Below are 25,518 nucleotides of genomic sequence, written 5' to 3' on the forward strand. Positions count from 1 at the left end.
AAACAAAGACGTTAAGCATCTAAATCTTCGTGAATGGGATTGCCCATCTTGTGGAATACATCACGATAGAGATATTAACGCAGGACAAAATATTAAAAATGAAGCGATAAGACTTCTAACCGTAGGGGCTACGGGGTTAGCCTACTAAATATCTGTTCGATAGAACGGAGTTCGTAGGAATCCCCCACTTCAAACAACCCGTAAGGTGTTAAGTGGGGGTAGTTCAAAGGGAGAATAATGTGATCAGAAATAACTTTATATATTTCAATAGTATTTGGCTCTTTGGGGTTTTGTCCAATATAATCAGGAGCAGCAATCATTTGTGGAATAATTTCGTAGTATTGTAAAAAATCATCCCAGTGGCCACGTTTTTTTAAATGTTTGAGCACACCAGGAGGAAGGTGAACTTCTGCAGAAATACACTGTAAATTATAATAATCAATAATACATTGTGGTATAGCTCCAATTTTTTGTATTTCTGTACTTGTGGGATTGATCGTATAAGTCACTATTTTACCACCTCCAATCACTAATTATCTTTCTATTATACTGCTTTACTACAGAAATAACCCCTTTAGATGGTAATGAAAATTTCATACTGTTATGAAGTAAATATAAGTGAAATAAAGAAAACCCTCACCATAAAGTGAGGGCAGGTACGATTACGCTGGTTGTAATGGTTGATTCAGTGCTAAGGTTTGACGGTATTCCTGTGCGGCAAGTGTTGGGCGGAACTCAACAGTTGGGTCGAGAGTAGTGACAATATCCTCGAGTTCTGTGATGGTTGTTTCGAAAAACTCTTTACGCATGTTTACTTTATTTACACGTTTTTCATCCAATTGTTCATGCAATTGCTTTTCAAGCGTTACTGCATCGTCAGAGAAAATCAGCGCATGGACATCAAAACGGAACGGCACAGAAGCGTTGCTAAGTTCGTCGATGCGATCCATTGGCTCAAGACGGCGCGTCATACCGATTTTAAATTTATTTTCGCCAAATGCACCTAAGTTAGAGATGACATACACATAGCCTGCTTTGCCGTTAGCACGTTTAAGAATTTCTTCTTTTTCCTCAGCTACTTTACTTTGCAATTGCTCAAGTTCAAGGATGCGAGCTTGCAGGGCTGCTAACTTTTCAGCATCCGCTTCATTTGCTAAAAGCTCCTGTGTGCGGCGTAATTCGGTATTGTACTTTTCTTCTTCTTGTTCAATTTTCTTTTGTTGCTCGGCTAGCGCTTTACGTTCAGCCGCTTCCTCACGCATTTGTTCGCGAATTAAACGCTGTTCCTCACGTTCTTGCTCCCGTTTATGGTAGAAGTGGTATTCGATTTCGACAGCTTGTAAGTAGAGTGGCTCGATTTCTGTTAAGAAGCGGGTAATCGTAGGTAAAATACTCGCATTACCATCGGCACAAATTGCTAAATAACGACGAATCATCTCTTTAATTTGCGTCTGTGCTTCTTCTAATTTGGCATAACTTAATGAGTAAATGACATTTTGTAATTCGGCTTGTAAGCCAATTACTAAAAGCTGATAAATGGTTTTGTTTGCTTTTGTATTATAGCGATCAACGTAGGCATCCAATAATTGAGAGACGTCCTTTTTAACGCGGTTCATTTGTTTGCGTAGTTCTTTAGAGTTTAAGTAATGGCAATCTAATGTCAATAATTCCTTCGTAAGCTCAGCTTCGTCTAAATCTTTTACATATAGCGCTACTTCATGTTCTAGCTTTGTCATATTAATAGCTTCAGGGAAGTGTTGGGTTAATTGATGGATGCCTTGGTATTCCGTTTTTAATTTGCGCAAACGATTTTCCTGTGTGGTTGTTTGTTTACGCAGTTTTTCTGTTAACGCTTCGAGTTCATGCTTTTCATCAATAAAACCTTGAATATCGAGATGAATCGTTTTAGCTTCTTCATTAGCTTGTTGTAAAATTTGTTGTCGTTCTTGTTCAAAGTCTTGGCGGATGGCTGTGATATAAGCATCCTCTTTTTCTTTAAATAATTGTTCGGCTTGTTGTAAATTATGTTCGACTTTAGTAAGCTCTTGGCGTTTTGTTTGTAACACGCTGCGGATATTTTCGACCTTAGTATACTCACCTTGTCCTTGTGCGGCGCGTGTTGTTACCAAACGAGAGGCAAGCAACAATCCACCTACTAGGCTAGTCAGCCCATATGTAGTAAAACCACTCAAAAGTAAAAGTACAATAATAACCCAGTTATGATACCATTTCATCCATTACACACTCCTTTTGGTAAATTAGTAATAACGTTTTCCCTTTTATTATAATCATTTATTACTAATTTACAAATTTAGTCCTAAAATAGGGCAACTTATTGTTAGTGAAGTGCGTTTTTCGTAAAGAGGTGAAGGAGATGAAGGTGCAATGGTGGCTGATTGGAGCGGTTATGTTGCTAGTAGTCGGTGCGGGTTATAATGTTTATAAAATTAAAGAGGATACAACGAGTGCGACACAGCTTGCAGCAGCAACTGACCGTATTAAATTGGCAGATTATGTTTCAGGCGAGTGGGATGAGGTAGTCATTGTTACGCCGTATACTAGCGAGCAGGAGATGCGCGCTGTAGGTATACCTGCTACGCGTTTACGTGATACAAGTATTACGTATTTGGATGACCGTGTGTTACTCGCTTTTTTTGAAGGCGATACATTTACAAAATATAGTTATATGCAACGGGTGTCAGGCATCCCGCATACTACGCGCTTCACACGCGCAGAAGCCATCGTACACAAAAACAACCCTTCACCAAAGTGAGGGGTTGTTGTGTTTTAATGAGAAAGTCGGGCCAGTAGGGCGGCACTTGGTTGGTTTAACCCGGTCAGTTGCACAGTGGTCCCTTTTTTCTGTAATTGGACTTGGACTTTTTGGATGGCAGCAACCGCTGATTCGTCGTAAAGGTGGCTGGCGCTAAAATCAATCGTCACGGCTTTAGCGCTAACAGTGTCAAACGCTTGGCAAAACGCTTTAGTTGACGCAAAAAATAGCGGGCCTTCGACAAAATAGTGCGTGCCATCTTGTTTTACCGTAATACGCGAAATGGTTGCGACAAAAAAGAGTGCGCTCAGCAAAATGCCAATCACGACGCCAATTGCTAAATTATGCGTATATAAAATAATGGCTACGGTCGTAAGCATCACGAGCACCTCAGCTTTTGGTGCTTGGCGCATAAAACGAAACGATCCCCAATTAAATGTCGTAAAACTCACCATCACCATAATGCCCGCTAGTACAGGCATCGGGATATGAATAACGCTATCGCCAAATAATAAAATCAACACCATTAAAAATACGCCTGCCGTTAACGTAGACAAACGTCCGCGTCCCCCTGACTGCACATTTAACATGGATTGCCCAATGAGTGCGCAGCCCGCCATACCACCAAAGAAGCCGGTTACAACGTTGGCAATACCTTGCCCGCGTGCTTCCTTATTTTTGTCGCTCGGTGTTTCCGTTACTTCATCTAACACTTGCGCAGTGAGTAAGGTTTCCAGTAAACCAACAACCGCAAGCGCCAATGAGTAGGGCAGTATAATTTTTAGCGTAGTAAGGTTGAGCGGAATGTCAGGCAATAAAAACATAGGCAGTGTTTGGGGCATCGTGCCTAAATCACCAACCGTTTGCAGTTTGGCTCCTGTAAAAATAGCCAACGCTGTCATGACCACAATCGCAATCAGCGTCGCGGGAATGGCAGTAAAAAACCGTGGCACAAGGTAAACGAGTAATAATGTGCCGCCCACAAAGAAATAACTCGCGGTGCTAACGCCAACTAAATAAGGTAGCTGCGTCATAAAAATCATAATGCCTAGCGCATTTAAAAAGCCAAGCACTACCGCATTAGGAATAAAGCGCATGAGGCGCGCCACGCCAAGCAGCCCAAGCACAACTTGAATAATCCCCGTCAGCACAGTTGCCGCTAGCACATATTGCAGCCCGTGATTGGCCATCAAGCTCACCAACACAAGCGCCATCGCCCCCGTCGCTGCCGAAATCAAGCCCGTTCGTCCACCCACAATGGCGGTAATCACCGCAATCACAAATGACGCGTACAGCGCCACACTTGGGTCCACGCCTAATATAAAAGCAAATGCCAATGACTCAGGAATGAGCGCAAGCCCCGCCACCATACCCGCCAGCACATCTTTGCGTACATTGCCAAACCATTGTTGTTGTAAAGTCGCCATAAAATCTCCTCTCACGTTCATTAAAATAAAGTATAAGTATAGCAAAAAATGCCGTCGTGTGGAATGGGTTTGGGGGAGAAAGAAGTGGCGAACCCCAAGCACCCATGCATTTACTGGTAGGTTCGCACACTAAATTCGCCTGATTTCGATTTCTTTTCATAAAGTTCATGCCAAAATTGGTAAAAACCACTACATATAGTATAATGAACATAGCGAGACACAACCCCTCGCAGTCTCTCTCTGTATGGAGAGAGTGGATTGAAATGAAAATGCGTTATTTGATGCTCAAACAGATTATGGTCTCTCTCTGTATGGAGAGAGTGGATTGAAATAAAGGTGTCAACGCGTGGACATGCAACATTTTTCGTCTCTCTCTGTATGGAGAGAGTGGATTGAAATATGATCTTTTGTTTGACGTGCATTATCTACAGCGTCTCTCTCTGTATGGAGAGAGTGGATTGAAATTAGCATATATGTAGGTACGGCTGCATGACGCATAAGTCTCTCTCTGTATGGAGAGAGTGGATTGAAATATACTACTCATTGCCTCACCTCATTTATATTTACGTCTCTCTCTGTATGGAGAGAGTGGATTGAAATTTTTCGACAGTACACAACGATCTCGATGATTTGTGTCTCTCTCTGTATGGAGAGAGTGGATTGAAATGCCCTCCTAAAGGTTCTGAGTTCGTTTCTGAGCGTCTCTCTCTGTATGGAGAGAGTGGATTGAAATTGCTACCTTCGCAGCATACTTTATGTTAGGTAAACGTCTCTCTCTGTATGGAGAGAGTGGATTGAAATGACTTCAAGGAGGTAGACCAATGGCAACAGTAACAACGTCTCTCTCTGTATGGAGAGAGTGGATTGAAATTAACATGTCAGCACTCCACGCATTCATAACTTCGTCTCTCTCTGTATGGAGAGAGTGGATTGAAATTGGCGTACGAGACAGCGCTTTGAATAAGTCTTGTCGTCTCTCTCTGTATGGAGAGAGTGGATTGAAATCGCTTGGCCACGAAATGCCCAAAACGACATAAGCGTCTCTCTCTGTATGGAGAGAGTGGATTGAAATGAGTGCTAAACGTTTTTGTCTGGCTCGTTCTCGTCGTCTCTCTCTGTATGGAGAGAGTGGATTGAAATAAATGTTACGTTTTTACGTGTAATCGGTGCGTCTGTCTCTCTCTGTATGGAGAGAGTGGATTGAAATGGTGATGGTCCGAAAACCAGATGGCGAGTTTGCGTCTCTCTCTGTATGGAGAGAGTGGATTGAAATGTATCTACGATATCCGCTTCGAAATTGCGGTTGGTCTCTCTCTGTATGGAGAGAGTGGATTGAAATAAGTTGAAATGAATCGCTTGCGTCAAGACGAAGCGTCTCTCTCTGTATGGAGAGAGTGGATTGAAATTTCTTGTTCCAATCGCTTTGTTAATAATTCGATGTCTCTCTCTGTATGGAGAGAGTGGATTGAAATTCCTAGAGACACCAATACACTGTTATCGGTGTATGTCTCTCTCTGTATGGAGAGAGTGGATTGAAATGAAGCAGCAATGAATTTTGTTGAAGGTTGGACGCCGTCTCTCTCTGTATGGAGAGAGTGGATTGAAATATTCCGATGCTCGACTTAGCAATTTGGAAAGGCAGCGTCTCTCTCTGTATGGAGAGAGTGGATTGAAATGGATTTGCTGACATTGTCGCGTAGCTGTTTGCCGTGTCTCTCTCTGTATGGAGAGAGTGGATTGAAATAATCGAACTGCTTGAGTCAGCAACGCCAGGCGACAGTCTCTCTCTGTATGGAGAGAGTGGATTGAAATGCCATTACAATTCCGCCTGAATTAACTTCTGTTGTCTCTCTCTGTATGGAGAGAGTGGATTGAAATGTACGACATGCAAGAATGGTTAGACGAAATTGTTGGTCTCTCTCTGTATGGAGAGAGTGGATTGAAATTCCCGTCGGTTAAAGTTGACGGCTTAGAGTTAACGTCTCTCTCTGTATGGAGAGAGTGGATTGAAATGCGTTGCACCTTCGGGTTTTGTGCTAGGAAGTGCGTCTCTCTCTGTATGGAGAGAGTGGATTGAAATTGCCTGTATTGACAGCTGCTACACACGTAGTACCGCGTCTCTCTCTGTATGGAGAGAGTGGATTGAAATCGTTTGTACAGGCTTGTTGCGCTCGTAATATTCGTCTCTCTCTGTATGGAGAGAGTGGATTGAAATAGCGGCATCGGCACATTCATTCGGCATGGAAGTAGTCTCTCTCTGTATGGAGAGAGTGGATTGAAATGGCGAACGTGGTAGTGAAGCGAACCGCCTGTTTAAGTCTCTCTCTGTATGGAGAGAGTGGATTGAAATTAAAATTGGTTGTACGATTGACCACGCATTTTGGTCTCTCTCTGTATGGAGAGAGTGGATTGAAATTAAAATTGGTTGTACGATTGACCACGCATTTTGGTCTCTCTCTGTATGGAGAGAGTGGATTGAAATTTTAACAGCGACGGTAAAGCGTTAATCAGTTGTTGTCTCTCTCTGTATGGAGAGAGTGGATTGAAATAAATATATGTCTAAGCAAATGCTATGGACCGCTACAGTCTCTCTCTGTATGGAGAGAGTGGATTGAAATCCCTGTCGCAACTTTTATTATCAGTGAAGCGATTGTCTCTCTCTGTATGGAGAGAGTGGATTGAAATATGACTTCGTGCGGCGACACACCAAAATATTTAGCGTCTCTCTCTGTATGGAGAGAGTGGATTGAAATTGTCTCTCCTGTTGCGCTGAAGCTATCCATTACAAGTCTCTCTCTGTATGGAGAGAGTGGATTGAAATCCGAAAATCACAACAATTATATTCGATGAATTTGTCTCTCTCTGTATGGAGAGAGTGGATTGAAATATACAATGAAGAAAGCGAGTTTGGTAATGAAATAGTCTCTCTCTGTATGGAGAGAGTGGATTGAAATCGAAAACGAATCAGAAATTGAACACGATTTACTCGTCTCTCTCTGTATGGAGAGAGTGGATTGAAATGGGCAATACATGAATTTTACACAAGACATTTATGAGTCTCTCTCTGTATGGAGAGAGTGGATTGAAATAACGCCATTTACAGCGATTGACGCAGCGATGTTGTCTCTCTCTGTATGGAGAGAGTGGATTGAAATTACTCGTCGTAACGCTTGGGCAACGTTCGCTTTAACGTCTCTCTCTGTATGGAGAGAGTGGATTGAAATCGATAGCTGAACCCTCTAACGGCGTGAGGTCAAGTCTCTCTCTGTATGGAGAGAGTGGATTGAAATAGTAAGTTAACTGCTTTTACCCCAGACGCTGTAAGTCTCTCTCTGTATGGAGAGAGTGGATTGAAATGTAGAAAAGCAGAAGGAAGCACGAAGTGCATACAGTCTCTCTCTGTATGGAGAGAGTGGATTGAAATCAACCGCTCCATATAAGGTAGATAGATGTAAGCAGTCTCTCTCTGTATGGAGAGAGTGGATTGAAATTCGCCAACAATAGTGGTTGTCGTTGAGTTGTAACAGTCTCTCTCTGTATGGAGAGAGTGGATTGAAATGATGAAAAGCAAGTGAGGGCGTGGATCAAGTGCGAGTCTCTCTCTGTATGGAGAGAGTGGATTGAAATACACCCGCGCACACATTTAATGGTTACAGATAAGTCTCTCTCTGTATGGAGAGAGTGGATTGAAATCATCGTATCGTTTTCGAGTACAGTAGCCGACTTAGTCTCTCTCTGTATGGAGAGAGTGGATTGAAATCTCACTTTATGGTTTATTTTTTTTTATAAGTATAGTCTCTCTCTGTATGGAGAGAGTGGATTGAAATTTTTGATACTTCGCCCGCAACCACTGTTAACAACTGTCTCTCTCTGTATGGAGAGAGTGGATTGAAATACTTGGGAAAGCCGATAAAAAGCCGTTACGCTTGTCGTCTCTCTCTGTATGGAGAGAGTGGATTGAAATACGTGCTGTCACTTTAAATAACCCTGTGTCGATGTCTCTCTCTGTATGGAGAGAGTGGATTGAAATATTTAATCTGACAAGGCGGGCGCCAACCGATATTGTCTCTCTCTGTATGGAGAGAGTGGATTGAAATTAACACCACGGAGTGTGAAAGAGCAAATTGACCGATTAATTGCAAAAGGAAAGGCAGAAATCGTGGATTTAAAGGATATGGCCTATAGATTATCGAAATAAATATAGAAATAATAATAATTTTAGTAGGTGGATACTGTGAAGGTAATTAATGCCCTTATAGGAATCGTGATAATTCTAGTAGGCTGTTTGTTTCTGAATATAACAGTGGTTAACGAAGAATTTAAAACGATAACATATAAAGTATTTGGTTTCATAACTTTATGTGTAGGTTTTTTTTATTTAAAAAAAGTTGCAAAGTTTGGGAAACAATAGCTGTATATTCTTGTATATTTATAGCTTTAAAACGTTTCTAAATAAAAGCTTAGTAACATTAAAACAGCGACAAGCACTGTTAAATCGGTGTTTGTCGCTGTTTTTAATGAATAATTTTACTTCTCCCCAATCAAACTCAATTTCACGACCAGCTGTTGGCTCTTGACGAATGAAGACTTCTTTTACCTTTTTTCCCTCACGATTCACGAAGTTGCGAACCGTAGTGTAGCCAATTTTAAAACCTTCCTCTAGAAGTTTTTCATGTATATCAATAATTTTTAATTACTGCTTATGCATATTCACTTTACGCTTACGCTTTTTATATGCAGGAGGCGTAACGTAATTATCTGTGCTTGGTAAATTCCTTGTGTCACGTTGTCTAGCTGCTAGATCTTGCTCACTGTATTTTTTACGGTATTACGAGACATTTTGAGCTTTTCTGCAATTTGACGTTGGCTCATATTGTGCTTGTAGTACTCAATCAGTACTCATTGCTTTTTCTCCAAACTAATCACCTCTATATCTTCCTGTCAATTGCGTTTGTGGCTCAGTTTTAGCTTAACAAAAACAGCGATTCACAGCGATGTATCAAAAAGGTGCGGATATCCCGACTATTGCCAAGCAGTCTGGCCATAAATCCCACCAAACCATTATGGAACATTATATTAAGTTGAAATCAATTTTTTGGTTAAAATATGAAATAAAAAGTGTGGTGTGATACAGTTAAATGGAAATAAAAAGTTAAAAGGTGGTGAAAAAATGTTTGCACATATACATAAAATTACATTCCGTGTGAGTTTTAGCGCTCAAGCGAAGGGGAGGCTCCCTGCTTATTTAGGTTCTACCTTAAGAGGACTCATAGGGCACAGCTTACGCAAAATGGTTTGTGCAACGCCTCAGGTTAAGTGTCATGTTTGCCCAGTTGCCTCAAACTGCGATTATGCGAATTATTTTATGTCACCCAAAAATGCAGCAGGCTCTGTAAATCGCATGATTTTAACACCAATTACAGGCAATCAAACGGAATGGCACAAGGGGGACATATGTTGTTTTAATGTCACCCTATTAAGTGATGCACCTGTTCCTTTATTTATTCAAGTATTTGAAAATATGAATCATTTGGGGTGGGGAGCAGCTCGTTTGCCCTTCAAACTTCAAAAAATCACAAATCAAGACACAGGGAGATTAGTGTGGTTTAACGATCAAATATGGTACGAAAATATCCTGCCTCAACCTTTAACCGTTAGTACACAACAAGCTTCGAGCGTGTTGCTGACATTCACAGCACCATTACGGCTAGAGCAAAGTAAGGTGTTAATCGAAAAGCCCGCATTTTATCAAATTATTAAAGCGATAGCTCGTAGGCTAGAGTTGTTATCAAAGGCCTATACAACAAGCGATGTTACTTGGGATTATGCGTCGATGTTAGCAGCAGCCAAAGCAGTCAAACTTGTGGATTGCGAGTGGCAACCTACATCATTTACCCGCTATTCGATGAATCAAAAAAACCAAGCTCTAACAATGGAAGTTTTAACAGGTTGGGGGCAATATGAGGGAGATATTACGCCATTTACGCCGCTTCTTGAGGCAGGTAGTTTACTACATATTGGACGCAATGCGACACATGGTTTTGGATCATATCATATAAATTATGCATGAGGTGAAAAAAATGAAAGTAGAGACACTTAAACAACTCGTCGAAAATTACAAGCATTTAGAAGAAATTTTAGTAGAAGAATTAAATATTGATGCGGCAAGTGCAGAGTCAAGTGCAGAAGAGATTTGGCAGCCGATATTTAAACGAATTGTACCAACCAAATACAATGTCGCAACGAATGTTTATATTATTGATTCAAGCGAACATATTTCTGAGAAGGTGAGCATTGCGATTTATGATGAGCAGTACACCCCTTACATTTTTAATTACGGCATGATTAAGTATATTCCAATCGAAGCGGTGTTTGCGGTAGTGCTTTGTAAAGGCGAGAGTAGCAAATTAGATGTAGAAAAATGGCTCGAAAAAATTAAGGAATTGAAAACAGAAGCTAATGCCTATGTTCGCATTCAATTTACACTGTTAGATACAAAAGATTCTTCAGCCCGCTCTACTCAAACAGCGACACGCCCGATTACGATAGCTTGTGTAAATGAAGCGGTGGAAGGTTTTGATATTACTTTAAGCAGAAGTGATAATAAACTTAATAAAGTTATAGCGTATGAAGATAAGAGCCTAAGCTATTGGCATAGGATGTTAAACCACGTTGGTGAAAGCAAGGGTAAAACAAATGAAAAACAAACAGAGCGAACGCTTAAAGCATTACGTGTATACGATGGTACAGAGGAGCAAGTGCTTATGTCTTTAATGTTTCAGCTTAATCAACTGTTGATGCTAATTAATAACCCGATGTTTTTCCCTCATGCTTCTTATGCAAAAATGTTTAGGGGTGAAACTAAATGAAGGAGCACATTACACGGTTAAAAAAATATTACGGCAATACGGGAAAGCGTATTGGGCAACAACTCCAACTTGCTACCCCAAACCATCACCTGACAACAGGTACAAGTCGTGAATTGGTGTGGCTTGAGCTATTTCGTAATATTGTGCCTAAAAAATATAACTTAGCTCAAAGTGTATTTTTAATGGATGCTTTAGGTAATATTTCGGCTGAAGTAGATATTGCGATTTATGACGAGCAGTACACCCCGTACATATTTAATTATGGCAATATTTCGTTTATTCCAATTGAAGCGGTAGCAATTGTCGTACAAAGTAAAAGTAGAACTCTCGACACTAAAGTATACGCTAATTTAGTTAAGTGGGTGCAGAGCATTCAAACGCTTCAGACTAGAGAAAATGCATATTTACGAACAGAGGGCTATATAGTAGATGGCATAGGGGATAAGCCATCCACTCAAACAGCAACCCGTCCTATTATGGTACTTGGTACATTAAATGAATTAAGCGAGGGTACAACGAAGAACAAACTGCAAAGGTTATTTGATGTTATCCTTCACCTAGATAAAGACGGTGCATTTACTACGACACACAGTACATTAGATGAGCTAACGGAATGGTATATGACACTCAATCATCACGGTAATCCATCTGAGGATAAAATCGCTAAGGTTAAAGAAAGTACTCGGAAATTATCAGATTACCAAATAGCTGACCAGCCCTTACTTACTTTTACATTACAACTCAACCAGCTACTCATGTTAATTAATAACCCGATGTTCTTTCCCCATCAATCTTACGTGGGAATGTTTAATCAAGCGCTGAGTTTGGCGTCAATCCAGAAGGAGGTAGAGACAATGTCCAAATCAAATAACGGTTTTCTTTTAGCTATCTATGATATTACAGGCATTCAACCTTATATTTTTGCATCAAATCGCTTAAAACAAAACATTGGCGGCTCAATTATCGTAGGTACTATGGTTACTAAACATTTTGTCGATGTGCTAAAGCAAGAAGGTAAAGATGAAGTGAAAGTCGATTGGGAAAAAGACCCTACCATCTTTAGTGATACTAAAATAAAGGCAGAAGTCGTTTATATTGGGGGCGGAAATGCCTTAGTAATTTACCGAGATTTTTCGTTGTATCATAAGGTCAATCGTGCATTTGCGACAAAGGTGTTAATAGAGAGTGCAACTTTAATGATGGCAACAGAAGCGGTAATTTTTTCAGCGCAAGCTAGCAATTATCATGAACTATACCAACAGCTTATGCAAAAGTTAGCGGAGACAAAATCCCAACAAATCCGTGCAGAGCTCAACCAAACATTGCCGATTTTTGCGCAAGAACCATTTAAAGGGCAATCAATTACCGATTGCCTAGGTTTATCAACAGAGCAATCTCTCAAAGAACAAGTTACTAAGGGGCAATGGGAAGGCTATATTAAAGAAGTTGATGAGATGAAGCAACAAAAAGGCGAAAATAGTTATATTGCGGTTGTGCATATTGATGGCAATGGGATGGGCGACTGGATTAAACAGGAGCTGCAAGGTACAGAAGGCGGTATGACAGAAGCGATTAAAAAGCATCGCAAGCTTTCCTGTGAAATTACACAGCTGTTTAAAGATGTTTTTGAGGAGACGGTACAGTCCTTAAATAAGAGTGAGAATATTTTGCGTCCCCTTATTTTAGACGGGGATGATGTGACCTTTATGTGCCAAGCAAATCTTGCCTTGCCATTTGTTAACAGCTTCTTACAAAAGCTAAAAGACAAGCATGATCAAATTGAAGCTTGTGCAGGCATTGCCTATGTGCATGGGCATTTTCCATTTGATTTAGCTTACCAAGTGGCAGAGCAAAGTTGCCAGCAAGCTAAAAAGAAATATTATAAAAATAAAAAAGGGTGCTATACAGCTTACTACTTAGTACGTGGCAGTTACGTTACTACAATGGATGCAGCAAATTTAACGGTATATGACACTGACCAATTAACAGAGCTACGACGTCTTATGGCGCATTTACAAAATGAAGCTTGGCCAAAGTCACGCTTAGTGGCACTCTACGAAGCACATTTAATAAGTGAAGAAGCAGTAACTATGGTATGTAAGGAAGCAGAGGGACGTGGTTTTACAAAAGCCGCATTACTTGGCACAAACCTAGCGCATGATGCACCGTTACCAGCCTATGTCTTTGATGCGATTCAATTGCTTGATTTTGTAGAGGAGGCTATGTAATGCCTGTATATGAACTAACGATTGAGCTCAAAAGCCCGCTAGTGCCTGGGAGCGGGGACAGTATACCGGGTGTTGTAGATCAAGACATTGCCCATGAAAATGGTTTACCTCTTATCCCAGCAAAACGTTTAAAAGGTGCACTGCGTGGTGTAGCTAAAGAGTTAAAAGATTGGAAATTGTGTACAGATGATTCAGTGAAAGGTTTATTTGGTGATAGCGGACAAATGGAGCGAAGCGGCTTTAAAATGTATGATGCCGTTATGACCAAGTTGCCAGAAGGGCTTTTACCTACATGCAGTGAGATTGAGGATTACGAGAGGCTACAACAAGCCATTACCAGCCTTCAGCCGCAGCAAGTAGTAGAGAAGTTTACGCAGCTTTATACGAAAACAGCAATGCAAACAGATGGCACAGCTAAAAAGGGTGCGCTTCGTACATTGCGAGCCATTCATGAGGGTACACAGTTTACAAGTCGAATTGAGCTAGATTCTGCTAGCCATTTTGAGCTACTGCAAAAATGTGTAAAGGGTTTGCGTCATTTAGGGTATGGGCGTACGCGTGGTTTAGGAGAAGTACGTTGTTTTATAAAAGAAGTGGCTCAACTGCCTATACAACAAGTAAAAGCGTGTCAAACGTATGTCATAACTTTACAGCAACCCGCTTTATTAGCAGGTGATGAAGGGTTGTACTATAGCTGTACCGATTTTGTGCCAGGTAGTGTCTTACTAGGCGTTTTTGCAAGCCTTTATATTAAAAAGTACAAGTTAGGAAATGAAGCGCATACCGATGAAACATTTAAGCGACTGTTTTTAGATGGAGCAGTGAGTTTTGGCTATGCGTACCCTTACGTAAATGAGCACCGCTTCATGCCAATGCCGTTACATATCCAACGAGAGAAAAATACAAATTGTGCTTATTATGAAGGTACAATAACGCAGAGCCCTTTGCGTAAAATGAATACGTTAGCACGTATAGCTAATGATAAAGTTTATACGTATGATGTACCAAAAGAATACCGTATGCACCATTCAAGACCTGAGGACCGTAGTATTGGGCGAGCGCTTAATGATACAAAGGGTACGGATATGATTAAAGATGATAAAGGGCAATTTTACTATTATACGGCACTCCAAAAAGGGCAGCAGTTTGTAGGAGAGCTAAAAGGCAATAGACAAGATATTGCCTTACTTTATGAGTTAGCTGAAGAAGCTAATCACATCATTCATATTGGTCGCTCACGTACAGCGGAGTACGGGGCTGCAAAGTTTAGCTCGCATTTCTCTGTAGCACCTAGCTTTCCTAAAGCTCAAAAAGGCGCTAAGAAAGTAGCCATTTATGTGGCTTCGCCTTTGACATGGCAAAACAGTTATGGTCGTAATGTGGCAGATAGCGCGTTATTGCTAAATGCTATTTCGACTAAGCTTGGTGTAACCGTAACACTTGAAAAAACCTATAGTAAGCAAACGGTAATAGCTGGTTATAATGCCAAGTGGCGTTTACCAAAGCCTAAGTACCAAGCATTTGATGCAGGCACTGTTTTTGTGGTGTCTACAGATAAGGAAGCAGATTGGTCACTAATTGAACAGCAACAATGGGGGCAAGAAACAGCTCGTGGTTGTGGGCAACTTTATGTGCTTGCCTATACTAGTGAAGAATTTAGCATTGAAGCGGTAACATCACAACAGCCTTCTACTATATCTCATCCTATTGTCAATGCACTTACACATGCGATTGAACTTGATAATCGGTTAACAGCGGCTAAAAATGATAGCGCATTGCATGATTTCGTGAGTAAGTTAAAGGGTTACCATAATAGCGAACGGTTTGCGATGCGAGCGCATTTAGTTGACGAAAAAACGTTAACGGCTAAACAACAAGAAAAATTCCGTACAATGGTTAAAGAAATCAGTGATACGATAAAAACTATAGTATCCAACTATGAACTTGACCAAGAACATGAAGGCGTAATAATAAGTGAACTGTTTTATCTGGCTGAATTGGAGGTGCGTAGTAATGCAAATCGTTAAACGAACCTACTATAACATTACAGGACAATTGGCATCCCCACTTCATATTGGGTCTGGACATGACACAAATACTACAATGGATGTAATGCGTAATTATAAAGGCGAACCTTTTATGCCAGGTACAGCATTGGCAGGCGCTCTCCGTCACTGGCTTGGCAACAATAGCGAGTTATTTGGCGCAGCCATGGCAGCAGAAAATGATTTTCGTCAAAGTCGTATTTTTGTATCAGATGTTACATTTGCAGATTGTAATGTAGTAGTGCGCGATCACGTAAAGCTCGACAATAAAGTAGCGCAGCCACAAGCTAAATTTACCGTTGAAGTATTGCCAACAGGTACATCTTTTACGATGCGTTTTGAAATTATAGCACGTGAGAAAGATAAGCAACCCGATGACGCTAGTGCAATGCAAAAATTGTTGACGGCACTTTATAGTGGTGAGTTAACATTAGGCGGTAAAACAAGTAGAGGTTATGGCAAAGTAAAATTAACGCAAGTAGAAAAGCAAGTGTTTGATTATCCAAGAGATAGCCTAGTGTGGCTAGATTGGGACTGGGATCGATTTGAAAAAGTCGAATTACCTTCTATCACAACACAAATGAGCTACCTTTCGCTAGAACTAGCGATTAAAGATACGTTAGTTATTCGAGATGTACGACAGACAGAATATGCACATAGCCCGCTTCAAATGGGAGGAACTCCTGTGATACCAGGCACTACATGGGCAGGGGCATTTCGACAGCGACTGACAACGATTCTACAGCAACTACCGAGTGCCAATACAAGTGTAGTACAACAATTGTTTGGTGATAAGCATGGCGATGGCAGTGCATCACTACTGAGGTTTGAAGAATCTAGCATTGTAGATAGTACCTTTATAAAGTACACACGTAATGCTATTGACCGTTTTTCAGGTGCTACGATGGATGGTGCTTTATTTACAGGTGAGTCACTTTGTGGTGGTAACACTACACTAACTATTCGTTGGCATAAAACAGAGTTGTTAGACTGCGATGTGATACGAGGGTTATTATACTGGGTCATTCGAGATATGAACGAAGGGTTGCTAGCAATCGGCGGGGAAACAGCAATTGGCCGTGGCTTACTGACAGTAAAGACAGCACTTGAAGATGAAGTAAAGTATTGCAAGGCAGCGATGGATTATATGAAGGGGGCGCGTGTAAATGAAGCTAGAAGCGACTAAAGGAAAAAGGATTAGAACAAACGGGCTTATCAAGGCGAGTGAGCTGCTAGCGTTTATTCAAGAACATGAAAACAGCGATGCTTATATCGAGACGGCATCTGAGGTAAGTTTATGTCACATAAAAGACATTAAGTTAAATACAGATTATGTGCAAGAAGTGCGCCTCTTTACGGAACAAGCAGAAACTAAAATTGTTCGTCGAGATACCAATACCTTTATTTGGCGTACCATCCAAGACGGTAGTGAAGGTGAGCCTACGGTGTATATTGATGAGACGCATAAACTGTGGGGTACTGTAGCATGCAGTAGTAAAAGCAAAGCGATACTCAAAGAACAACGGGGTACAACAATCACAGTGCCTATAGCATCTAAAAAATGTGAACAAGTGGGACTAGTGTTCCGTAAGTATATTGTATTTCAAGATAAGGACTTTGCTGGAGATACTCCATTTACGTATGGCATTGAAGACGAGCGACTTGTAAAATTTGTTACATTTAAGGAGGCAAAATGATGACTAAAGAAGATTTTGTTAACCCTTATAATTTTGTACCACTGTCTGAGAGCTGTGAACGTAAGAAAGCAAGTAAAGGTGACATAACAGGCTACCTCACATATACAATTACTACAATAACCCCGCTAGTTATTCCTGGCTATCAAGAAAAGGAAAGTACAGATGCGCTCGATTTTTTTACCTATCCTACGAGTAGTGACCCTGTAATCCCTGGCTCAGAGCTGCGAGGGATGTTGCGTAGTGTACACGAAGCGGCATACAACGGCTGTCTTTCACAAATCAACGAAGCCCCGTTCCATCGCCGTTCAACAATACCCAAGCAAAGACTAGGCTTACTTTATAAAGACAGTGACCAATGGAAAATTGCTTATTGTGAACGGGTGAAGGTTAGTAAAAATGATCGAAACCTACCTAAATCAGGGCAGAAAATTTATTGGAAGTACAGAAATGACAAAGACAAAGTTAGAAACTATTCCACCACGTATCACAAAGATTATAAAGAAGGTGTATTTTACAAAGGCGGACCTTTTTTAACTAAAAAATATGAGTCAGTTTTTGTTAAGACAGGTGGTACTGTATCTGTCTCAGATGAATGTGTTGAAAATTTTAAGCAAGTGCTAAAGGTATACCAAAGCAATGCTAAAAATGGCGAAGATTCGTATAGATTATCACGAGACTTTTTTGCAACAGCTAAGGAAGGTGCAATGTTACCTGTATACTACACAGAGAAAACTCGTTTAGCACCCGCTATGTTATCACAAGAAGTATTTTTTAATAGCTTACCAGCAATCATTGAAGGACATGAACCTTGTACGTGTAAAAGTAAAGTATGTCCAACATGTAATCTATTTGGTTTTGTGAGTGAAAATGATATGTTAGCATCTCGCATTCGTTTTGGCGACGCTAAATATACTGGGGGTAAGGGGCTCTATCAAGGTTACGCTAAGTTACAAGCACTAGGACAGCCTAATCCAGGAGCGGTCGAATTTTATACAAAACGCCCGCGTGATGCGAACTACTGGACGTATGATTACGCAGACAATAAACGCCTACAGCCTAAAGATATTAAAATTAATGGACGCAAATTTTATTGGCATCATACACCTTCTAAAAATGTAATAGAACATCATAATCCACCTTTAGCAATAGTAAGTGAGATGGAAACCAATGTACAAATGCTTCAAGCAGGTGCTCATTTTACAAGTACGATTTATTTTGAGAATCTAACAACTGAGGAACTTGGGCAGCTTTGTAATACACTAGATATTAATAAGTCTATAAAACACGCACACAAAATAGGGCGTGGTAAACCACTGGGGCTCGGGAGTATACAAATCAAAATAAATACAATCAAGCAACGAAAGATCACAGAACAAGGCTTATATCAGGTAGTTGATATCCCGAGACCTACTAATTTTACTATTACTAATACGGACTTACAAAAAATATTGAGTTTATATATGAAACGTAGAGATAAAGTTTCATACCCTAAGACTGAAAAAGGGGATAATGAAGCTTCACACCAATGGTTTACAAATAATAAGAAGAAAAATAACATCAGTCAAACCTTACCTACTATTGAGGATGAAGCCGGGTCAAAAAGCAGCAATTGGCTCTTTGTTAATAAGAAGTAGGTCTTAACGCATTTAGCGGAATAAGGTGTGCGGCGAACCCTAAGCGCCCATGCTTTTCCTGGGAGGTTCGCACACTAAATTCAATTGATTGCTATAATTTTATTCAAATATCATGATCAAACTGGTAAAAATCTCTATATATAGTACAATAAACATAGCGAGACACAACCCCTCGCAGTCTCTCTCTGTATGGAGAGAGTGGATTGAAATTACAATTGCTGGGTTTTCTTTTTTAAGATGTATGTCTCTCTCTGTATGGAGAGAGTGGATTGAAATACGGTAATCTAGATACGTTGATAGCAACTTAATCGTCTCTCTCTGTATGGAGAGAGTGGATTGAAATTCTCCTCACACATATTTTTTATTTTGAACATGAGCGTCTCTCTCTGTATGGAGAGAGTGGATTGAAATCATGTATGACACATGGAGGTTTAGTCTATCATGGTCTCTCTCTGTATGGAGAGAGTGGATTGAAATATTGGTAAAGTAAACAACAATGAAGATGGTCGCAGTCTCTCTCTGTATGGAGAGAGTGGATTGAAATTACAACTGCGGTAGTGACAAGTGTTAAAAGAGATGGTCTCTCTCTGTATGGAGAGAGTGGATTGAAATACTTTACGGCTGGAAAGATGCGATGACGTCGAGCGTCTCTCTCTGTATGGAGAGAGTGGATTGAAATCTTTTTTAGTTTTAGTTTAATAAGCGCCAACAAAGTCTCTCTCTGTATGGAGAGAGTGGATTGAAATTATCTATAGTAGTTATAAATGATAAGAAAATAACCGTCTCTCTCTGTATGGAGAGAGTGGATTGAAATTTTGGATTATATCGTGCCATCTCTACCCACAGTCGTCTCTCTCTGTATGGAGAGAGTGGATTGAAATTACAATTAGCCCTTCAGCGTCGTCCGTACGTGTGGTCTCTCTCTGTATGGAGAGAGTGGATTGAAATTATCTCGCAAATTGGCAGCTCGTACGCTTTATACGGTCTCTCTCTTTATGAGAGAGTGGATTGAAATATTAATGCACGATAAACCTCAGAGCGGATTGATTGTCTCTCTCTTTATGAGAGAGTGGTGGAATGTCAACAAGAAGATGCTCGCTCAGTGCTCCCAAACGCGTCTCTCTCTTTATGAGAGAGTGGTGGAATGTCAACACTAAACTGGACAAAAATTATAGGGGTTGTAGCTTGAATTCCATAGGCGTTAAATAGCCTAGTGTTCCGTGAATTCGAATGTTGTTAAACCAATGAACACACTCAAATCAATACTTCGAATAGGTACAATTGAATACACAGGTGATGAGTTCCCTTGAACGGGTGAATCGTCATTTACACAAAAATATTGAAAGTACCTTAAATTTATTCTAGACCATTTTTTTAATATAATTAATGCAAATTAGGATTATATACTCACATATCCTATTTTGTTTATTTTTATATTTGATTTTTATTCTTTATAATGAAGATAGAGTGATGAAATTCTGTTGAAAGCGAGGTTATTTCATGTTTGTAGCAAGCCAAAAAGAAATGCAACTATGCGACCGTTATACAATAGAGCAGCTAGGATTACCTGGTGTTGTATTAATGGAAAATGCAGGTAATGCCGTTGTTCAAGAAGTAATTGCTCATTATTCTATTAATGCAAAAGTATTTGTTATTGCTGGTGGAGGAAATAACGGAGGTGACGGCTTTGTAATCGCTAGACGACTAATTGACTATGGTTTCGATGTGATGCTTTGCCTAGCTGTTTCAGAGGATTGTTTAAAAGGCGATGCAAAAATTCATTTCGAAGCATACAAAAATAGAAATCTCCCCTATTTCCAATACAATGATGAAAATCAAAAAACATTACAAAGCTACATAAATAATAGCGATGTCATTATTGACGCTATTTTAGGAACAGGTGTTATCGGAAACGTTCGCTACCCGTTTAAAGAAATAATCGAAACAATTAATCGTTCAAACAAAGAAATTATTGCGGTTGATATACCATCTGGTGTGAATGCAAATACCGGAGAAGTGGCAAACGTAGCGGTAAAAGCAACGAAAACAGTCACTTTCGCAATGCCAAAAATCGGATTTTTCATCGGTGACGGACCACAATTTATCGGAGAATGGAAAGTGGTCGATATTTCAGTTCCCCTTGAAATTGTCGATACTTTAGAACTCGATTTGCCTATATTGCTCGATGAACCGATTGCAAAAGATGCACTTCCGAAACGAATTCCACACGGTCATAAAGGGACTTTCGGACATTGTTTCGTTATTGGTGGATGTACTAATTATATTGGAGCGCCTATTTATACAGCAAAAGCTGCTTTTCACACAGGAGTCGGACTTGTATCACTCGCTATTCCTAAAGCAATTTACCCAATCGTTGCAACACAGTGTCCAGAAATTTTATTGTTCCCAATAGAAGATGAGAGCAACTTGGATGAAGTAGACTTTTCAAAATTTAAAGTAATCGCTTTCGGTCCTGGACTTGGTCGTGAAGTAGACGGCGAAAAAATATGCGAAACATTACTATCCAAATTAAATCGTCAAACAATTATTATCGATGCGGATGGACTTTATTTTATTAAAAACCATTTGCATAAATTGAAAGATTATGAAGGGGATATCATTTTAACACCTCATCCTGGAGAAATGGCGACATTAACAGAGGTGTCGGTAAAAGAAGTGGAGAAAAACCGAATTGATGTAGCAAAACAATTCGCCGTCAAATATGGAGTGTATTTGTTATTAAAAGGGCATCGTTCAATTATTGCAACACCCGAAGGAAAACTATGGATTAACCCTTATGGAAATGACGCTTTAGGAAAAGGTGGTAGTGGAGATGTATTAACAGGACTTCTCACATCTTTTACTACACAAGGCGCCACTCCACTAGAAGCAATGCAGGCAGCTAGCTACTATCACGCAACGAGCGCTGAACAATTAGGGAAAGAACAGTCAAACTATGGCATCACACCAACAGCCATTATCGACCACATTTCAAAGCGATTGTGATTGAAAAAGACCTTCTATTAAACAATTCTTCAAGTATAAACGTTACAGAAGAATAGCCTAATTTTAGAAAGTGCGGCCTACCACTGTAAGCCGCCCATATAATTCGAAAGATTAGGAGCTAGATCTACTTGTGAGCAGACCTTACACAAAGCACGAAGACAAGTCGTGAAGACACGCTCAAAACGTGGCTTCGCGGCTTGTGTGCTTGGTCCGCTCACCTAAATGTAACCTTTTAGAACTTCTATTGGTTTATTCATTGTGAAAGAAACTTTTCAATCATCGATTATTTGCTTTTCGGAAACCATCCATACTATTCCAAATCGCAAATACTACAAAAATTGCGATTACCCCGACAACTAATCCACCTTTAAACTTGCCTTCCGTAACCGTAAATAAATCCGACATGTACGTAACAAATGGTGGATTTAATAATTTTGAATTCGTTACAATAACGATAAGTATTATAGTGGCAACAAGTTCATAAACAATATTAAAAATTGCTAATTGCATCGTCCAATGTTTCACAATTAATTTAGATAGTGCCAATGCCACCTGTAATAAATGATGACGTAATCGCATCGTCTGTGATGGTGTTGTAGTCGTAAACGCGGTGACAGATATCATATTCAAATAAATCTAGGTAAGGGATGTCTAAAAATGCTTCAATATTTGAAATATCCGTAAAATATATGCCATGCCCGAAAAAATAATTATAAATCGTAGGTACACCGTCTTTATTTAATGCGACATAAGGAGCTTTGTACCGATTATGTAGTTCCGTAAATCGTGTAATCTCAAATGTCTCATCCGTAACAGGGATAAATAAATAGGGCATTTCTTGCTCGTAAATAACGATGCCTTCTTTATATTGATCATATTGTTTATCATGCTCTGTTAAATAAGTGAGTAACGCTGGCGTAATCATTGACATAGTATAACCTCTTTTTCCAAATGTTTAATTTAATTCCATTAATATTATACAAAATTTAAAGAAAATGTACATCTCGCTCTTCTCATCTTTTCTGTTAGCAATATCCGAAGCATTTTCCGTCAAAAAAGTGTACAATGTAGGGTACATTAAAGGTTAGGGGTGCAACTATGGAATTAAATGATTGGCTAAACTTAAAAGTACCGGGCATTGCGAACGCTTTGACAGAGATGAATGAGGCGAACTTCGATTTGGAAAACTCCATCGGCTTTAAAGGGCGCGATAAAGTCATCGAAATTTTGCATACGTTCCACAAAGTGTTGTTTCCAGGTACGTACACATATAAACCAGTAGATCATACGCGCGTTAACGTTGCCATCAGCAACAATATTCGCAAGTCGGCATTAGATTTACGTGATATTTTGCAGCGCGTGCTCATCTACAATCACTTTGCGGATTGCCCAGATGCGTGCCAAAAAGAAGCGGAGCGCATTGTAATGGCGCTCATTGACGCGTTCCCTGAAATTCGCCGTAAAATTCAAACGGACATTCAAGCTGCGTATAATGGTGACCCAGCGGCGCTTTCGACAGAAGAAATTTTACTGAGCTATCCGACCATTACGGCGGTGAGCTTCCACCGTATTGCGCATGAGCTGTATAACCTCGACGTTAAAATCGTACCGCGTATTATGTCGGAGTACGCCCACCAACTGACGGGCATCGACATTCACCCGGGCGCGTCGATTGGCGAGTCGTTCTTTATTGACCATGGCACAGGCGTCGTAATCGGCGAAACATGTACGATTGGCAACAACGTTAAAGTGTATCAAGGCGTAACGCTTGGCGCGCTGAGCTTCCCATTAGATGAAGACGGCAACCCGATCAAAGGCGTTAAACGTCATCCTGATATCGAAGACAATGTGGTCATTTATGCAGGGGCGACCATTTTAGGCGGCAAAACGAAAATTGGGCACGATACCGTCATCGGCAGTAACATTTGGCTGACGCATTCGGTTGATCCCCATTCACGCGTGTATAACGCACCGCCAGCACCGAGCATTAGCACAAAATAACGTAACGTCACTCAACATTTGTTGGGTGACTTTTTTTATTATGCTTATGGTGCATAACTGTAATAGCTTGTGTGTAATAGTATGGGAATTTGCGGAAAAATCTAAAGAATATTAAAAATGACTGAAAATTATTAAAATTAGTGAAAAATTCTTCGTTATTTTGGGTATAATAGCTTATGATAAATGGTCGGAATATTCGTTAAGATAGTAAGTAACGTTATAGTAAAAAATGATTTTACGAAAATAACGTCATAATTTTGGGGATGAAGTAGAAATATTACACAAAAAGGGGTAGTAGCTTATGTTAACATTCGGTAACATCATGAATCAGAATGCGAGTAAGTACCGCGATAAAACGGCGGTCATTTTTGAGGATACGGCGTACACGTATGCCGAGTTAAATGAACGTGCCAATCGCCTCGCGAATGCGTTTTTAGCACAAGGCTACAAAAAAGGGGATAAGGTCGCGGTTATGATGAAAAATAACGGCACCTATATCGAAATTATCGTCGGCTTAGCGAAAATTGGGGTAATTGTCGTGCCGATTAACTTCCGCGCGGTCGGTCCTGAGATTGCCTACATTATAGAGCACTCTGAGAGCCGCGGCTATATTACGACGCCTGAGTACGTTAGCGAGTATGAGCGTATCGGTGGTGCGAGTAACCAAATTGATACGTTTTTAGTTGTAGGTTCAACGTATGATACGTTTTTACAAAGCGGCACACCTGACGTGCCTCCGAGTGATGTCGTCGAAACCGACACGATGTATTTCGGGTACACATCAGGCACAACAGGCAAGCCAAAGGGCGTTGTTATTTCGCATCGCTCACGTATGCTTACGGCGCTTGTCACAGCGGCAGAATATAAAATTGATGAGTCGGACGTGCATGCGGTCGTTGGTCCAATTTACCACGCAGCACCGTGGATTTTCCTTATGACGCAACTTACAGCAGGCGGCACAATTATCGTAGAGGAAGCGTATCGTCCTGAGAAGTTTTTAGCGGACGTAGAAAAATACGGCATTACGAATACATTTATGGCACCGACGATGTATAATTTCCTCGTAAATTTACCAGAGGAAACGATTAAAAAATATGATACGAGCTCACTGCGCGTCTTTATTTCAGCAGGCTCGGCATTACCGACACAAACGAAATATAAAATTGTGGAGTACTTCCAAGGCGTTGATTTACATGAGTTTTACGGCGCAACGGAAAGTGCGGTCACGTTAAATATTAAACCGAAAGACATTCATAAAGACGGCTCAGTAGGGCAGCCATTCCCATTTGTGGAGTGCATTATTGTCGATGAAGATAAACAGCCCGTTAAAGTAGGTGAGGTAGGCGAACTGTACTTTAAAGGCCCTTACTTACTCGATGAATATTACCGCAACCCAGAGGCGACAAAGCAAGCGTTTTGGAACGGTTACTTCTCAGTTGGGGAGCTCGCGATGCAAGATCCCGACGGTTATTACTACATCATTGACCGTAAAAAAGATATGTTAATTAGCGGCGGCGTTAACATTTACCCGCGCGAAATTGAAGATGTGTTATACAACCATCCGAGCGTTTTAGAAGTAGCGGTGATCGGCGTACCAGACCCTGTATGGGGTGAGTCGGTACAAGCGGTCGTAGCGTTAAAAGAAGGGGCTCAAGCGACAGCAGAAGATATTATTCAGTTTTGCGAAGGGCGTTTAGCGAGCTATAAAAAGCCGAAGTCTGTGCGCTTTGTAGACGAACTACCGCGTAACCCGTCCGGCAAAATTTTAAAAGTAGAGCTGCGTAGCCAGTACGCAAGCGTATAATATGGTAAAAAGCGAACGCGCAGATGTTTATGCA

Annotated in this window: 17 protein-coding genes, 2 pseudogenes and 2 CRISPR repeat arrays; of the genes and pseudogenes, 12 read left to right on the forward strand and 7 right to left on the reverse strand. The window is 40.4% G+C overall.

Going from position 1 to position 25,518, the window contains the following annotated elements:
- Positions 1 to 148: zinc ribbon domain-containing protein (locus DDE80_RS07565; protein WP_153060880.1), on the forward strand; the 148-nt coding region annotated here is incomplete at its 5' end.
- On the opposite strand, the gene DDE80_RS07570 is transcribed toward DDE80_RS07565, so the two are convergent.
- Together DDE80_RS07570 and DDE80_RS15295 are read right to left on the reverse strand one after the other, a co-directional pair.
- Positions 129 to 509: a PBECR3 domain-containing polyvalent protein gene (locus DDE80_RS07570; RefSeq protein ID WP_108307063.1), complete on the reverse strand. Its 381-nt coding sequence runs from the start codon at positions 507 to 509 to the stop codon at positions 129 to 131. The genes DDE80_RS07565 and DDE80_RS07570 overlap by 20 nt on opposite strands.
- Before the next feature lie 153 nt (positions 510 to 662).
- Positions 663 to 2,234 carry a GIY-YIG nuclease family protein gene (locus DDE80_RS15295; RefSeq protein ID WP_201261510.1) on the reverse strand — a complete coding sequence of 524 codons (1,572 nt, stop codon included), beginning with the start codon at positions 2,232 to 2,234 and terminating at the stop codon, positions 663 to 665.
- Positions 2,235 to 2,374: 140 nt separating this feature from the next.
- Between DDE80_RS15295 and DDE80_RS07580 the strand changes: the two genes are divergently transcribed.
- Entirely contained in the window at positions 2,375 to 2,773 is a 399-nt protein-coding gene (locus DDE80_RS07580) for a hypothetical protein (protein ID WP_108307064.1), read from the forward strand.
- Between the two features lie 14 nt (positions 2,774 to 2,787).
- Here DDE80_RS07580 and DDE80_RS07585 read toward each other — a convergent pair whose 3' ends face one another.
- Together DDE80_RS07585 and DDE80_RS15745 are read right to left on the reverse strand one after the other, a co-directional pair.
- Positions 2,788 to 4,200: a SulP family inorganic anion transporter gene (locus DDE80_RS07585; protein WP_108307065.1), complete on the reverse strand. Its 1,413-nt coding sequence runs from the start codon at positions 4,198 to 4,200 to the stop codon at positions 2,788 to 2,790.
- A gap of 232 nt (positions 4,201 to 4,432) precedes the next feature.
- Positions 4,433 to 8,297: a CRISPR direct-repeat array (repeat unit 33 nt; unit sequence GTCTCTCTCTGTATGGAGAGAGTGGATTGAAAT).
- A 419-nt stretch (positions 8,298 to 8,716) separates the two neighbouring features.
- A pseudogene (locus DDE80_RS15745) lies at positions 8,717 to 9,072 on the reverse strand (IS21 family transposase); the annotation flags it as partial.
- 298 nt (positions 9,073 to 9,370) lie between these two features.
- On the opposite strand from DDE80_RS15745, the gene cas6 reads away from it, so the two are divergent.
- From cas6 to DDE80_RS07630, 7 genes are read left to right on the forward strand one after another with little or no spacing between them, the layout of a single operon-like run.
- Positions 9,371 to 10,270, forward strand: a complete 900-nt coding sequence (gene cas6, locus DDE80_RS07600; protein ID WP_108307067.1) for a CRISPR system precrRNA processing endoribonuclease RAMP protein Cas6 — start codon at positions 9,371 to 9,373, stop codon at positions 10,268 to 10,270.
- Positions 10,271 to 10,280: 10 nt separating this feature from the next.
- The gene (locus tag DDE80_RS07605) at positions 10,281 to 11,069 is read left to right on the forward strand and encodes a DUF6602 domain-containing protein (RefSeq protein ID WP_108307068.1); all 789 of its coding nucleotides are present in this window, start codon (positions 10,281 to 10,283) and stop codon (positions 11,067 to 11,069) included.
- Positions 11,066 to 13,297, forward strand: coding sequence for a DUF6602 domain-containing protein (locus DDE80_RS07610; RefSeq protein WP_108307069.1), 2,232 nt, complete (start codon positions 11,066 to 11,068; stop codon positions 13,295 to 13,297). The genes DDE80_RS07605 and DDE80_RS07610 overlap by 4 nt, the downstream gene beginning before the upstream one ends.
- Positions 13,297 to 15,324 (forward strand): RAMP superfamily CRISPR-associated protein, encoded by a 2,028-nt coding sequence (locus tag DDE80_RS07615; protein ID WP_108307070.1) that lies wholly within the window; start codon positions 13,297 to 13,299, stop codon positions 15,322 to 15,324. Before DDE80_RS07610 ends, DDE80_RS07615 begins: the two co-directional genes overlap by 1 nt.
- Positions 15,311 to 16,528, forward strand: a complete 1,218-nt coding sequence (locus tag DDE80_RS07620; protein WP_108307071.1) for an RAMP superfamily CRISPR-associated protein — start codon at positions 15,311 to 15,313, stop codon at positions 16,526 to 16,528. Before DDE80_RS07615 ends, DDE80_RS07620 begins: the two co-directional genes overlap by 14 nt.
- Complete coding sequence (gene csx19, locus DDE80_RS07625) at positions 16,509 to 17,039, forward strand: type III-D CRISPR-associated protein Csx19 (protein ID WP_108307072.1); 531 nt, start codon at positions 16,509 to 16,511, stop codon at positions 17,037 to 17,039. The genes DDE80_RS07620 and csx19 overlap by 20 nt, the downstream gene beginning before the upstream one ends.
- Entirely contained in the window at positions 17,039 to 18,673 is a 1,635-nt protein-coding gene (locus DDE80_RS07630; RefSeq protein WP_161952294.1) for a TIGR03986 family type III CRISPR-associated RAMP protein, read from the forward strand. The genes csx19 and DDE80_RS07630 overlap by 1 nt, the downstream gene beginning before the upstream one ends.
- A gap of 177 nt (positions 18,674 to 18,850) precedes the next feature.
- Positions 18,851 to 19,621: a CRISPR direct-repeat array (repeat unit 33 nt; unit sequence GTCTCTCTCTGTATGGAGAGAGTGGATTGAAAT).
- A gap of 221 nt (positions 19,622 to 19,842) precedes the next feature.
- Here DDE80_RS07630 and DDE80_RS07635 read toward each other — a convergent pair.
- Positions 19,843 to 19,932, reverse strand: a pseudogene (locus DDE80_RS07635) (IS3 family transposase); the annotation flags it as partial.
- A gap of 241 nt (positions 19,933 to 20,173) precedes the next feature.
- Here DDE80_RS07635 and DDE80_RS07640 point away from each other — a divergent pair.
- Positions 20,174 to 21,679 carry an NAD(P)H-hydrate dehydratase gene (locus DDE80_RS07640; RefSeq protein WP_108307074.1) on the forward strand — a complete coding sequence of 502 codons (1,506 nt, stop codon included), beginning with the start codon at positions 20,174 to 20,176 and terminating at the stop codon, positions 21,677 to 21,679.
- 276 nt (positions 21,680 to 21,955) lie between these two features.
- On the opposite strand, the gene DDE80_RS07645 is transcribed toward DDE80_RS07640, so the two are convergent.
- Both DDE80_RS07645 and DDE80_RS07650 read right to left on the reverse strand, forming a co-directional pair.
- Positions 21,956 to 22,225, reverse strand: a complete 270-nt coding sequence (locus DDE80_RS07645; RefSeq protein WP_108307075.1) for a hypothetical protein — start codon at positions 22,223 to 22,225, stop codon at positions 21,956 to 21,958.
- On the reverse strand, positions 22,212 to 22,610 hold the full coding sequence (locus tag DDE80_RS07650) for a hypothetical protein (protein WP_108307076.1): 399 nt from the start codon (positions 22,608 to 22,610) through the stop codon (positions 22,212 to 22,214). The genes DDE80_RS07645 and DDE80_RS07650 overlap by 14 nt, the downstream gene beginning before the upstream one ends.
- A gap of 167 nt (positions 22,611 to 22,777) precedes the next feature.
- Here DDE80_RS07650 and epsC point away from each other — a divergent pair, with 167 nt between their 5' ends.
- A complete protein-coding gene (epsC, locus tag DDE80_RS07655) occupies positions 22,778 to 23,680 on the forward strand; it encodes a serine O-acetyltransferase EpsC (RefSeq protein ID WP_108307077.1) in 903 nt (300 codons plus the stop codon).
- Positions 23,681 to 23,981: 301 nt separating this feature from the next.
- Positions 23,982 to 25,484, forward strand: coding sequence for a class I adenylate-forming enzyme family protein (locus DDE80_RS07660; RefSeq protein ID WP_108307078.1), 1,503 nt, complete (start codon positions 23,982 to 23,984; stop codon positions 25,482 to 25,484).
- The last annotated feature ends 34 nt before the right edge of the window (positions 25,485 to 25,518 follow it).

This window comes from Metalysinibacillus jejuensis (genome assembly GCF_003057615.1).
Lineage (GTDB): Bacteria > Bacillota > Bacilli > Bacillales_A > Planococcaceae > Metalysinibacillus > Metalysinibacillus jejuensis.